At 48.1% G+C, this 12,620-nt stretch carries 10 protein-coding genes and 1 pseudogene; 4 read left to right on the top strand and 7 right to left on the bottom strand.

Translation table 11 applies throughout. From position 1 onward, the window contains the following. Positions 1 to 22 precede the first annotated feature (22 nt). The 3 genes and pseudogenes from ABYB02_RS03140 to ABYB02_RS03130 all read left to right on the top strand — a co-directional run bounded on the left by ABYB02_RS03140 (position 23) and on the right by ABYB02_RS03130 (position 2,903). A complete protein-coding gene (locus ABYB02_RS03140; RefSeq protein WP_372760972.1) occupies positions 23 to 1,039 on the top strand; it encodes an AraC family transcriptional regulator in 1,017 nt (338 codons plus the stop codon). 128 nt (positions 1,040 to 1,167) lie between these two features. Then, the gene (locus ABYB02_RS03135; RefSeq protein WP_372760970.1) at positions 1,168 to 1,938 is read left to right on the top strand and encodes a class II aldolase/adducin family protein; all 771 of its coding nucleotides are present in this window, start codon (positions 1,168 to 1,170) and stop codon (positions 1,936 to 1,938) included. A 39-nt stretch (positions 1,939 to 1,977) separates the two neighbouring features. After that, positions 1,978 to 2,903 (top strand): annotated as a pseudogene (locus tag ABYB02_RS03130) (TauD/TfdA dioxygenase family protein). Between the two features lie 217 nt (positions 2,904 to 3,120). Here ABYB02_RS03130 and ABYB02_RS03125 read toward each other — a convergent pair. Genes ABYB02_RS03125 through ABYB02_RS03095 form a run of 7 tightly spaced genes read right to left on the bottom strand, consistent with a single transcriptional unit; the run spans position 3,121 to position 10,525 of the window. Next, positions 3,121 to 4,626 (bottom strand): FAD-dependent oxidoreductase, encoded by a 1,506-nt coding sequence (locus ABYB02_RS03125; protein ID WP_372760968.1) that lies wholly within the window; start codon positions 4,624 to 4,626, stop codon positions 3,121 to 3,123. Positions 4,627 to 4,659: 33 nt separating this feature from the next. Further along, a complete protein-coding gene (locus tag ABYB02_RS03120) occupies positions 4,660 to 5,427 on the bottom strand; it encodes an SDR family oxidoreductase (RefSeq protein ID WP_372760966.1) in 768 nt (255 codons plus the stop codon). 48 nt (positions 5,428 to 5,475) lie between these two features. Beyond that, positions 5,476 to 6,789, bottom strand: a complete 1,314-nt coding sequence (locus ABYB02_RS03115; RefSeq protein ID WP_372760964.1) for an MFS transporter — start codon at positions 6,787 to 6,789, stop codon at positions 5,476 to 5,478. Then, positions 6,786 to 7,820 (bottom strand): 4-hydroxy-2-oxovalerate aldolase, encoded by a 1,035-nt coding sequence (dmpG, locus tag ABYB02_RS03110; protein WP_372760962.1) that lies wholly within the window; start codon positions 7,818 to 7,820, stop codon positions 6,786 to 6,788. Before dmpG ends, ABYB02_RS03115 begins: the two co-directional genes overlap by 4 nt. A gap of 11 nt (positions 7,821 to 7,831) precedes the next feature. Then, positions 7,832 to 8,734: an acetaldehyde dehydrogenase (acetylating) gene (locus ABYB02_RS03105; RefSeq protein WP_372760960.1), complete on the bottom strand. Its 903-nt coding sequence runs from the start codon at positions 8,732 to 8,734 to the stop codon at positions 7,832 to 7,834. A gap of 25 nt (positions 8,735 to 8,759) precedes the next feature. Further along, positions 8,760 to 9,548: a fumarylacetoacetate hydrolase family protein gene (locus tag ABYB02_RS03100; protein ID WP_372760958.1), complete on the bottom strand. Its 789-nt coding sequence runs from the start codon at positions 9,546 to 9,548 to the stop codon at positions 8,760 to 8,762. Further along, a complete protein-coding gene (locus ABYB02_RS03095; RefSeq protein WP_372760956.1) occupies positions 9,545 to 10,525 on the bottom strand; it encodes a flavin reductase in 981 nt (326 codons plus the stop codon). Before ABYB02_RS03095 ends, ABYB02_RS03100 begins: the two co-directional genes overlap by 4 nt. A gap of 397 nt (positions 10,526 to 10,922) precedes the next feature. Here ABYB02_RS03095 and ABYB02_RS03090 point away from each other — a divergent pair, with 397 nt between their 5' ends. After that, on the top strand, positions 10,923 to 12,359 hold the full coding sequence (locus ABYB02_RS03090; protein WP_372760954.1) for a coniferyl aldehyde dehydrogenase: 1,437 nt from the start codon (positions 10,923 to 10,925) through the stop codon (positions 12,357 to 12,359). Positions 12,360 to 12,620 lie beyond the last annotated feature (261 nt).

Genomic DNA, 12,620 nt, shown 5'->3' with positions numbered 1-12,620 from the left:
TTATCACCTAAGCGAGGGGTAAATGGTTAATACTGATACGCGTTATATTATTTGGTTACTCGATTTTTTAGCGAGTTTAGGTATGGATAGTGATGCCATTGCCACCCACAATGGTATCAGTAGAGATGCGCTGCATAAACCGAATGTGTTGATCAATGCAAAGCAACATCGAGGCTTATTAGCTGACGCGCAGCAAGGCTATAGCGGCAGCGATTTGGGGTTAATACTCGGTTTAAAACGCTCTATCGCCACCCACGACCAACTCGCTTATTTAATGATGAGCAGTGCCACCCTGCGCGATGCCAGCCACGTTGGGCTAAAATATCAAAATTACTCAGGCCGATTTTCCGGTAATTTAATGGTGACCTCTTTTAGTGAAATCGAAGCCGAAGGCTGTTATCAAATTGATGCCAAAGCCGAGTTGGGTGAGTTGCGCTTATTAGCAATCGAAGATTTACTGGCCAATATTGTCACCACATGTCGTTGGGTACTGGGCCAAGCATTGCCCATTACTAAGCTGCGCTGTAATTATTCGGCGCCGGCGCATGTAGCGCGTTATCAAAGTATTTTTAATTGCCCCATCGAATTTGATGCCCCAGTAACCCAACTGTTTTTTGATGCCGCCATTTTGGATCAACCGCTACCGCAGTCGAGTCCAGAAAGCGTTAACTTTTATAAACAACTGTGCGAAGAAAAAAGCATTACCCGTAATCATGGTGACATCGCCTGGCGGCTATCACAAATTATCGTCGAAGACCCCGCAAGCCCCCCCTCACTGCACGACGCCGCGCTGAAATTACATTGCAGTTGCCGTACGTTGAGCCGCAAATTATTAGCCCAAGGCTGGTGTTATCAGCAGTTAATTGATCAAGTAAGAGAAATACATGCCAGACGACATTTAAGCGATCCCACGTTATCAATCACCCGCATTGGACAGCAGTTAGGGTATGCCGATAGTTCGGGGTTTCATCGCGCCTTTAAAAAATGGACCGGGTTGTCGCCAACGGCGTTTCGCCATGCGCTATTTGCGGCGCGCTAATGGTCACTAATGGCCAGATCGGATAACAACTTGGCGCAATCAGACAAGCATTATTAGCCGCTCAGACCTATTATTTTAACCATGATTTAACATATTAAATTGCAGTGCAACAGGAAGGTAAAATAACAATGAAAAAATATGATGGCCTCAATCAATCAATGCTAGAGCGTTTTGCCACTCGTCCGGGTCGCAAAGCATTATTACCCGAGTTAAGCGAAAAAGCACAAGTTGCGCTTATGTGCCGTATGCTGGTTCGTGAAGGCTGGGATGAGCATATTGCCGGACATATTACTTACCGCTTAGAAAACGGCAATATTTTAACTAATCCATGGGAGCTGGCGTGGGGAGAGTTAACCGCCAGCGATATCGTTACATTAGACCCAAAAGGGAATGTGCTCGATAGTGATTGGAATGTGACCCCGGCCATTGGCCTACATTTGCAGTTGCATGCTATGCGACCAGACGTACATGTGGTTATTCATAACCATCCGCACTGGAGTGGCATTTGGGCGTGTATGCAGCGTGTGCCACCGGTATACGACCAAGCGAGTGCGTATTGTGGCGTAGAGTTACCACTTTATAACGAATACGAAGGCACCTTTGAAAATGAGGCCACCAGCTTATCAGCCGTAGAAGCACTTGGCGATGCGAAGTGGGCATTACTGGCTAACCACGGCTCGTTAGTGGTTGGTAAGAATTTGCGCCAAGCGCACCTCAGAGCAATTACTTTAGAGTGGCGTAGCAAGCGTGCTTATGAAGTTGAAGTTGGCGGCGGCGGGCAGCCACTCAGTGATGCTGAAGTGAAAAAAGTATCGATTGCTGATGACAATGGCTTTCCGTTTGTATGGGAAGCTATGGCGCGTAAAGAATTACGCCGTGATCCTGGTCTAGTTGATTAACGTTATCGGACCTACTTAGCTAAGTAGAAGGAATATAAGATGAAGCTTACAGTCACTCCGCTGGATAATGTTGGCGTAGAAGTATCGGGATTCGATATTAACGAGCCGCTCAGCGATGAAATAAAAGCACAGTTAAAAGCATTATGGTACGAACACGCTATTTTATTATTTCGTGATCAAGATATTACTCCTGAAAAGCAAATAGAGTTTAGCCGTATTTTTGGCCCATTAGAGCTACACCCATTAAAAGTGACCACCAGCGACGCCTACCCAGAGTTGTTTGTGCTGCAAAATGGCGGGCCCATGGATAAGTTTCAAACGGCTTTTTATAAAGGCGAAGAAATTGTGGGTCGTCTCGATTGGCATATGGACTTACATTATACCGCGCGGCCCAATCATGGCGCGCTATTACGCGCCTTGACGGTGGCTGCAGAAGATGGCATGACCGGCTTTGGCGATTTAGCGAAAGCGTACGACGCGCTGGATGACGACACTAAAGCCTTAATTGAAAAGCTAGAAGTGGTGTATAGTTTTAGCATGCAACGCCGTCATATGCGCTATGTGAACTTAGACGGCTATGAGCCCGGCCCTAATAGTCCGAAAAAACCCACCGATATTGGCTTTCCTGATTTTGCCGATGCGGCTTACCCTATGGTGGTAACGCACCCAATTAGTGGCCGTAAAGTGCTGGAAGTGGTTGAGCAATTTCTTGATAGAATTGTCACTCCACAGCAATTTGGTTTATCCAATGATGAATCTATCGAGTTGCTAGAGCGATTAGTTGCCCATGTGAAAAACCAGAATTTACCTACTTTCATAAATGGCGCGAAGGTGACATGGTGTTGTGGGATAACTGGCGGGCAATGCACTGTACCACCGGCACTAAGCCTGGCGTGAAGCGGTTGATAAACCGTACCACCATTGAAGGTGATGTGACCTTAGGGCGAGTGTTAAAAACGGAATAACGTACTTTCAAACTACAGCAGCTTAGCGTACTAGGCTGCTGTTAATATATCCTTTCACAACCGCTTGTTATTCTTCAAACTCTCCCTTCATTTATTGTCTATCATACGCACTTAAAGCCAAACAATAAGTTACAGAGCTGCTGCACAGCTTAGCTTCATAATTAAATTGTTATGCTGTGGTTTGAGTAATAACGATTAATTAGGATGGAACAGTGCGTTACAAGGGCTGATGCTGGGCGGCACTGCGCCCTGCGAGTCGACCAAAAAAGGTGGCATCACCCACCGACATGCCGCTGGCATAACCTTTTGCGGTGCGGGGGAGTCCTGCGGTTGCGCGACCTGCCGCGTAAAGGCCCGAAATAACCTGCTCATTTAAGTTAATGACCTCACCCGTGGTGCGTGTTTTTAGCCCCCCTAGGGTAAATATTAACGGGCCTTTGGTGCCAGGGGTAATAATAGCGCCCATTTCACGCGCGGAATATTCTAATAAGGCAAATGGGGGTTTCGTTAACGGTTTTAGCCATTCAGCACTTTTATGAAACAGTGGATCGTGTTTATCAATCGCGTGTTGATTGAAATAACACACCGTTTGTTCCAGCATACCAGCAGGGAAGGGGGCTTCACTGGCTACCTCGGCAATGCTATCGCCGGTGGCAATAATAGCGGCGCGCTGTAAATAGTGCGATGCCTCATAGTCTTCTTCTTGAACCAGTAAATAAAATTTTTGCTCAGCCTGCTGGCAAGAATAATGTGCCAGTCTGGCTAAATAAGCATCTTCATTAATATAGCGCTGGCCGTATTTATTAAGCAAAATACCATAGGTTAACTTGGCCGGTGGATAAAGTGGAAACGACATAAACGCCTGTTCCATATTAATTGTTTGCCCACCCACGGCTTGGCCTAATTGAATACCGTCACCCAAATCAAAGGTGTTGCCGTAAGGCATGCAATATTCACGAAGCTCAGGCATATACTGGCGTGTCATGGTGTCGTTCATAACAAAGCCGCCGGTGGTGATGATCACGCCACGGTGAGCGCGAATTGCAATTTCACGGTTATCGCGCTTGGCAATCACACCGCACACGCGGTTGTTTTTATCCACTATTAACGCAATTGCGCGGCAATCATTAATCACCTCGGCGCCCTTAGCAGCAATGCGCTGCATGATGGCGTCCATAAATATTTTACCGCCCTCGTCGCCCACTTTAGAGGGCACATGGCCGCGGGGCACTGGTGTGGCAACGCTATTAAACGGGTGGGCTTTTTCATTTCCGGTAAATAACAATGACTCATCGCTGAGCGGCACCACAGTACGCTCTAAAAAGGCGGCACGTTTATAAGGCACACCCAATGATTCAACCCAATCAAAATGCGCGGCAGCACCGTGTGCATAGCACTGTATTTTATCTTCATCGCCATAGGGGCCAAGTGCCTCGCGTAAATAAGCCAGCATGTTTTCGGTGCTGTCTGTTAGCCCTAATGCTTGTTGTAATGCGGTGCCACCACTGCCGCCTAAGTACATTTCGCAACTTGATAATGCGGTAGAGCCACCCCCAGCACTGGCACGTTCTAAAATGGTCACCTGAGCTCCTAAAGTGGCCGCTTCTAGTGCTGCAGCCGCGCCTGCGCCGCCATAACCGCACACCAATACCTCGGTGCTGATATCAAAATGACGAATCGATTCAAAGGCGCGAACCTTGTCTGTGCTCACTGTTGAGGTCATGTTATTTCCTTATAAACGGTTAAAAATAAGCGATTAAAACTTGCCATTGCGCATCATGGCATCCATACCCCCATCCACATAAATAATACTGCCATGCACAAAAGCGGCTTGTGGCGATTGTAAAAAGCTCACCGCATCGGCTATTTCACTAGGCTGACCATTGCGACCAATGGGCGCGACAAAGTTACGTACCGCGTCGCCAAAGCGCGGGTCGTTCTTAGAGGCTTCGTGCAGTGGCGTTTCAATGGCACCCGGTGCGACTAAGTTTATGCGTACCCCCGTACTGCCACTTTGAACGGCCAAACGACGACAATGCACAGTTAGCGCGTATTTAGACGCAGAATAGGCTATTTGTGGTTCGCCCAGCTTATCCGCCAATTCGCGGGCTGCGCCCTCGTCATTATTGAGCATCAATTCGCACATAGGGTGTGGGTTGGCCACTTGCTGGCTGGCGGCAACCGAGCCAATAACGGTAATGGCTGGCTGCTCGGCTTTTGCGAGGGCAGGGTGAAGTAATTCAATTAACTCGGTTGTACCAAAATAATTCACCGACACCACTAAACTACTGCTTGGTGCGGTCACGCCAAGGCCGGCACAACATACTAAGCCATCGAGCGTGCCGTTTGATAACGTGAGCACTTGCTTTGCGGCATCGGCACGTCCTTCAGGGGATGATAAATCGGCAATCACCTCGGCTTGATGACGGTCGATGCCGATCACGGTATGGCCTGCTGCGCGTAGTTGTTCACAAACGGCGGCGCCAATTCCTGACGCTGAACCTGTAACGGCGGTAACTGACATAATAAACTCCTGACATTGTTGATTGATAGTAAATAAACGACGGGTCACTTACTGAATATTTTTGTTGAGCTGTGCTGCTCGGTACGCCTTTAACTTAATTAATAACAGCACAGAGACTAAGGTGGTGCAACTGCTAAACAGTAACGCATAGCGCAGCGATTCAACCCCTGCAAAGTCATTAAATAATTCACTGAGCACGCCCACCAGCATAGGCCCAACGCCTAAGCCTAAAAAAGTAATCAGCACGGTTTGCATTGAAATAGCTAATGCGCGCTGCGTTGTAGGAACTAGGGAGGTGAGCAAGGTTAAGCTCGGGCTCACCCACCACACAGAAAAGAAACTGGCTAAGGTGCAAAACAACATGGCAAACGGAATGCCAGCAAACGAATACTCATTTGCTAAGCCTTTAGGCCACAAAAAATAAATAACAAGAAACAGCCAGCCAAGCATATGCCCCAGTATCGGCAGCCATAGCACGCCCTTACGCTTAGCTATTCTGTCGGCTAGGTAGCCACTTAATAAAATACCAATGGCGGCGGCACCGCCCCCAGCAAAGCCTGCCATCATGCCGGCTTGGCTCAGTGTTAAGTCGTGGCTACGTACTAAAAATGTGGCGTTCCACATCCCAAACGCATTGGCGCCTAAGGTGGCAATGGCACTGGCGGCCACTAATAGCACATAGTCTTTGCGCTTTAAAAGCGACTTAGTTGACGCCCTAAAGCCGTTGCTCAAAGTGGCTGGTGCAGGTTTTATCGCCTGGCTGTCGAGGGCATCAAACTGGCCACGCATTGGCTCGGGCATGACAAAAAACAGTAAAAAAGCAATAAATAGTGCGGGAGTCGAAATAATAAAAAACGTTGCTCGCCAGCCATACAGTTCTACCCAGTACGCCCCTAAGGTGAGCGCTATAATAGCGGCAAAAGTAGCGCCGGAGGTAAAACAACTAATGGCAAATGAACGTCGTTCAATTGGGTAACTGTCAGACAGTAATGATAAAGAGGCTGACGTTACCGGCGCTTCTGCAACGGCCACCAGCATCCGCATCAACAACAAGCTAATAAAACCGGCGGTTAGGCCGCTAAGCGCCGTGATAATGCCCCACACTAACGCACTGGCGGCTAATAACCGAGTGCGGTTCACTCTATCGGCTAGACGACCAGCCGATAAACCGGTTAATGTAAACACAATGGCAAAGCCAAGGCCAGTTAATAGCCCCATTTGTGCATCTGAGGCGCCAAATTCAGCTTTGATGGGTTCAATCATCACCGCCATAATTTGTCGCCCGACAAAGCTTTCAATATAAAATAACGTGAGCACCAACAGTAAAGCATGTTGGCGCCAAGTCGAGTTGTTTATGTTCAAGCTTGCGCTGCCTTTAGGGCCTTCGCCATGGTCATCGCGGTGTCGTCAATCATGTCTTCTTGCCCCCCCACGGTTTTTAACCGGCCAAGTTCAAGTAAGATATCACGGGCCGGTACGCCGTATTTTTTCTCTGCGCGTTCGGCAAATAATAAAAATGACGAATAAACACCGGCATAACCCAGCGTTAATGAGTTTCTGTCAATGCGAATAGGTTGATCCATCATTGGCATCACAATATCTTCGGCAACATCCATAATTTTATATAAATCAATACCATGATTAACTGCCATACGATCAAGAACTGCGGTAAAGACCTCCAATGGGGTATTCCCGGCACCGGCACCTAAGCCAGCAACAGAACCATCAATACGGCTTGCACCGGCTTCAATTGCCGCCAGTGAATTAGCAATACTCATCCCTAAGTTATGGTGGCCGTGAAAGCCAATTTCGGTGTCGCTGTTAAGCTCACTGCGCAGTAGCGCAATACGGCTGGTAACATCATCAGGCAACATGTAGCCGGCCGAATCGGTACAATAAATACAGTTAGCGCCGTAAGACTCCATTAATTTAGCCTGAGCAAGAATCTCCTCTGGGGTGATCATATGCGCCATCATTAAAAAGCCCACGGTATCTAGGCCCATGTTACGTGCGGCACTAATATGCTGCTGTGAAACGTCTGCTTCGGTGCAGTGGGTGGCCACACGAATCGTGCTAACGCCGTGGTCGTAGGCCATTTTTAAATGATCAACGGTGCCAATACCGGGAATTAATAGCGCCGAAATTTTTGCTTGAGTCATTTTTGGCACCACAGCACTGAGGTATTCTTCATCGCTATGAGCAGGAAAACCATAGTTAAGCGACGTGCCGCCGAGGCCATCGCCATGGGTTACTTCAATCAGCGGAATACCGGCTTGATCCAGTCCTGTTGCCACAGCCACCATTTCATCGATGCTAATTTGATGTTGTTTTGCATGCATACCATCACGTAATGACATATCGTGCAGGGTAACTTTTTTGCCTTTTAAATTCATGAGATTACTCCTTAAGATTGACTGTCAGAGGGTGTTTGGCCCAACATCTGGATGGCAAACATTTCTGCGGTGCGCGCAGCCGAGGCGGTCATAATGTCGAGGTTGCCGGCATATTTAGGCAGGTAATCGCCCAAACCTTCAACTTCTAAGAAAATAGACACTTTACGACCATCGAAAACCGGGCCATTTTTCAGTTTATAACCTGGTACATACTTTTGTACCTCAGCAATCATCTGATGCACAGAGGCGGTGATCGCGGCCTGATCGGGCTCTGTCTCAGTTAAACAATGAATGGTGTCGCGCATCATTAACGGCGGCTCAGCGGGGTTAATGATAATAATCGCTTTACCTTTTTTAGCGCCGCCAATTTGCTCTACGGCGCCTGACGTGGTGCGGGTAAACTCATCAATATTTTGCCGCGTACCCGGGCCGACCGATTTAGAGGATACGGTGGCGACTATTTCACCGTATTCTACGGGCTGTACGCGCGATACCGCAGCCACCATAGGAATAGTGGCCTGACCGCCACAAGTAACCATATTAACGTTTTTAATGTCGGCATTGAGTTGTTCTAAGTTAACTGGCGGCACACAAAACGGGCCAATGGCCGCTGGCGTTAAATCTATCATCAACACGCCTTTAGCATTCACTTTAGCGGAGTTGTCAGCGTGCACATAAGCGGAGGTGGCATCGAACGCGATTTTGATTTCGTCGGCTGCAATATGCGCTAATAGGCCATCGATACCATCAGCGGTGGTTTTAATGCCTAGTTCGCGGGCACGTGCTAAGCCTTCTGAGTCGGGGTCGATGCCCACCATCCAAACCGGCTCTAATATTTCGCTGCGTTTCAGCTTATACAGTAAATCGGTGCCAATGTTTCCTGAACCTATCAGGGCGCATTTAATCTTTTTCATGTTACTTTCCCTCGTGGGTTAACTGTTAATCGCAAAAGCTGACAGAGCACGAACCGAGACCGTCGATTTCCATACTAAAATGATCGCCGCTGTTAGCATCTATTAAAGGAGCCAGTGCCCCCGATAGAATAATTTCGCCTTGTTTAAATTCTATGCCGTATTCCCCCAACGTATTTGCCAGCCACGCCACGGCTTGCGCAGGGTGACCTTGCACTGCTGAGCCCACGCCGGTTACTGCTTGTTTGCCATTGTGCTTAACCACCATAGTGGCGGCGGCCAAATCCAACCTACTAGGATCGGTATGTTTATCGCCAATCACAAATACCCCACACGAGGCGTTATCGGCCACGGTATCGACAATACTGATTTGCCAATTTTCGATACGCGAATCAACAATTTCAAAACACGGTGCCACCCAGTCAGTTGCCGCCAGCACTTGTTCAGCGGTGACATTGGGGCCTTGTAAGTCGTGTTTCAGACAAAAGGCAATTTCGCCTTCAGCGCGTGGTTGAATTAACTGCGACTGTTTCAGGCTAATCGTACTGCCATCGGGGTGGTGCATGGTGTTGGTTAAAAAGCCAAAGTCGGGCTGATGCACATTCAGCATTTTTTGCACCGCTTCGCTGGTGACGCCAATTTTTTTGCCAATCACTTTTTCCCCCGCACGAGTGCGGATAGCCAGTGTTTTTAACGAGATTTGATAGGCATCGTCGATAGTGAGCTCAGGGTTAGTGTTAATTAATGGCGCAATAGGGGTACGCTGTTGCTGCGCATCATAAAGAATTTGTGCTAAATGCTGGTGTAGGTCGCTCATGAATTTTTATCCTCTGTAGACCACAGATCAGGTAAGCCAGGATCGGTTTGATGGATCAGGCGTTTAAGCAATAGTTTTAATGCCATCACGTCGCCGGCACCGAGCTCGTTAATAAGCTCCTCTTCAATCACTTTGGCTTGTGCAATATGGTGCAGCGAGGTTTCTCGGCCCGAGCTGGTAAGTTGATAATTGTCTTCGCTTAGTTGGCACACCAGATCTTGCTGCTCTAAAAACGCCATATCGTCAAGGTTGACACTGTGACCGGTGTAATCTAGGTGAGTATTAAGCTGCTCTAAACTCAGGTTTGGCTGAATATTTAATACTGATAAAGCAAAAAAATGCGAGTCTTCTAAAGCTTGCTGATCGAGTACTTTGCGCATGCGGTAAAGCATTTGAAAATGTGAACGGCCCAGTAAGTAACCTAATAAATCTTCGTTATAGCTACATTGTGGCGCGGTAGGCTCACTGGATAAATTAACCGCGGCCCAAGGTTTACGCGCAGTCATGGCATACTGACCTTGCTGAAACACCAGCGGCGGCAGTGCTTGATGATCAAACGCAAGCACTTCACCAATAAAAATAAGGTGATCGCCACCATCGTGGGTCACCATGTTGCGACACTGAAAACGCGCGCTACAATCGGCGATCAGTGGAGCAGAGCTAACACCAGCCTCAAGTTGTGTGCCAGTAAATTTGTCTTCGCCTTTTGCGGCAAACTTATTGGACAGATCTTGCTGATGCTGCGACAGCACATGTACGTTCCAATGCTCAGCCTCGCTAAACGCGGCAACACTCAGCGAGGTTTTTGCCAAGCTCCAAAGCACCATGGGAGGGTCGAGCGAAACAGAGTTAAAACTGTTTGCGGTAAGCCCAACAGGAGTGCCATCCGGGGCGGTGGCAGTAATAATTGTGACGCCGGTGGTAAAACTACCTAGCGCCTGTCTAAATGCCTGACTATCAAATTCTGCTTGTGCCATGTTAACTCACCTTATTACTGTTATATAACTGCAGTATCGTGATCTGACTGTTTTTCATCATCGTCTTTATGGACTAAACCGCAAATGCATTTACTATTACATTGATTAATAAGCTGATTATTTATGCTAATTTAAACCCTGCGCAGCGAAAGCCAAGCTCACTGGCGGCGCTTAAAGGGGGATTTTTACAGTCGTAATTTGCTTGCTACAGGGTGCTGCGCTGAATCGATTTAAATCGCTCAGCTCGTCCAAGTGGACGAGGATAATTTGCGCAAAAACGCTTAGAAAGGAAGCAGCGCATAGCGCAATCAGTTAACGTGCAATGCAAAACGGCGGTAACGGCCGCAAGTAACGATTGCTAGGCAAGTAAGCCAGTAACCTACTAAGGATATATCGAATGAATAATAATTTAGCCACGATGGCGACCTTGTTGCAGCGTCAACAACAGGCACATACACAGCAAATGAGCGTCACCGCAGCACAGCGCCAAGAGCGCATTCAACAGGTTATAAACTTAGTGGTTGAGCATCACCAACAACTTGTTGAGGCAATAGAGGCTGACTTTGGCGGGCGTAGCCAGGCGTTTTCGATTATGAACGACATTATAGGCTCACTTGGCAGCCTTAAATACACCCGCGATAACTTAACGCCTTGGCTAGAAAGTGAATCTCGCGCGGTGTTTGCGCCCTATGACCAACTAGGCAGTAGCGCGCGGGTTGAATATCAACCTAAAGGCAGTGTGGGTATTATAGGCACGTGGAATGCCCCGTTATATACCTTACTTGCGCCGTTAGCCTGTGTGTTAGGCGCGGGTAATCGCGCCATCCTTAAGCCCTCAGAAGTGACACCCCACACCGCGGCGTTAGTCGCCGAATTATTTGCCAAACACATCGACCCGTTACTCGTCAGTGTGGTTACCGGTGGGGCAGATGTGGGCGCTGCATTTAGTGCACTGGCGTTTGATCACTTAGTTTTTACCGGCAGTACCGAGGTGGGTAAAAAAATCATGGCGGCAGCGGCTGAAAACTTAGTACCAGTAACCCTTGAGCTTGGCGGTAAGTCACCGGTAGTACTGAGTGAGAGTGCCGATTTAGCCGAAAGCTGCAAACGAATAGCTTTGGCAAAAAGCAATAATGGTGGCCAGTTGTGCGTTAGTCCCGACATTGTTTATGTGCCACGAAATAAATTAGACCAAGCAGCAACGCGTTTGCTGGAGAGCTTTCGCCAGTTTTATCCGCAAATAACCGATAACCCCGATTTTGTACCCAGTGTTAACCGCCAGCACAGTCAGCGCGTGGTTGATTTAGTTGAGCAGGCACGAACAGCCGGTTACGACGTGCGCAGTAGCCATGAGGTTACCAGTCTTGCGGCATTAGTGGCAGCAGATAAACGCTTACCGCTGCAATTGGTGATAGCGCCGAATAAGGATGCGCATATAATGCAGCACGAAATTTTTGGCCCGGCACTGGTTTTGCTGCCTTACGATGAGCTTGAGCAGGTGATTAGCGATATCAATAGCCGTGCTAAACCGTTAGCGCTGTACTATTTTGGCGAACAGCCAGACGAGCTTAAACAGCTACTGGCGAATACTAGCTCAGGGGGCGTGTCGGTAAATGATTGCTTAATGCATGCGGCGCTGCACGATGCACCTTTTGGTGGCGTGGGCGCGTCGGGTATGGGGCATTATCATGGTCGTGAAGGCTTTTTAGCGTTTAGTCATCAACGTACGGTGTTTGTTGCCCCAGAACACGACCCACGAGGTGAATGGGGCTTATTACCACCACACCATGCGCAGTTTAAAGAGATGATGGCGGCACAAGTTACCGCCGACTAGCTTCCTAGGCTGGCACTGCCGTTTATTGGCTGCAGTGCTCATTTTTTCTTCAGATCCTTCCTTTTAGCCATTGTTATTACGCCTTATTTTCAACCATCGTTCATGCGGACTATTTAGTTTTTAGCAGAGTGTGCGAGGATAAAAATTGTACATTTATTGTGGCTGTTGAGCCAATGAACTCGCGATGCAGCAAGCCAATTTTGTAACAGTCTCAGCTAAATTCGTTAACTGTTGAACACGTGTTAAGCGGCGAACTTGCCG

It is taken from the genome of Pseudoalteromonas sp. (assembly GCF_041613455.1).
GTDB lineage: Bacteria > Pseudomonadota > Gammaproteobacteria > Enterobacterales > Alteromonadaceae > Pseudoalteromonas.
Note: the sequence above shows the minus strand (reverse complement) of the source record. Positions and strands in the feature narration are given on the sequence as shown.

What these genes read in the sequence shown, in the direction of transcription:
- ABYB02_RS03105 (WP_372760960.1), bottom strand. Translation starts at nt 8,734, where the DNA reads ATGAAAAAGATTAAATGCGCCCTGATAGGTTCAGGAAACATTGGCACC.
- ABYB02_RS03120 (WP_372760966.1), bottom strand. Translation starts at nt 5,427, where the DNA reads ATGTCAGTTACCGCCGTTACAGGTTCAGCGTCAGGAATTGGCGCCGCC.
- ABYB02_RS03100 (WP_372760958.1), bottom strand. Translation starts at nt 9,548, where the DNA reads ATGAGCGACCTACACCAGCATTTAGCACAAATTCTTTATGATGCGCAG.
- ABYB02_RS03140 (WP_372760972.1), top strand. Translation starts at nt 23, where the DNA reads ATGGTTAATACTGATACGCGTTATATTATTTGGTTACTCGATTTTTTA.
- ABYB02_RS03125 (WP_372760968.1), bottom strand. Translation starts at nt 4,626, where the DNA reads ATGACCTCAACAGTGAGCACAGACAAGGTTCGCGCCTTTGAATCGATT.
- ABYB02_RS03135 (WP_372760970.1), top strand. Translation starts at nt 1,168, where the DNA reads ATGAAAAAATATGATGGCCTCAATCAATCAATGCTAGAGCGTTTTGCC.
- ABYB02_RS03095 (WP_372760956.1), bottom strand. Translation starts at nt 10,525, where the DNA reads ATGGCACAAGCAGAATTTGATAGTCAGGCATTTAGACAGGCGCTAGGT.
- dmpG (WP_372760962.1), bottom strand. Translation starts at nt 7,820, where the DNA reads ATGAATTTAAAAGGCAAAAAAGTTACCCTGCACGATATGTCATTACGT.
- ABYB02_RS03090 (WP_372760954.1), top strand. Translation starts at nt 10,923, where the DNA reads ATGAATAATAATTTAGCCACGATGGCGACCTTGTTGCAGCGTCAACAA.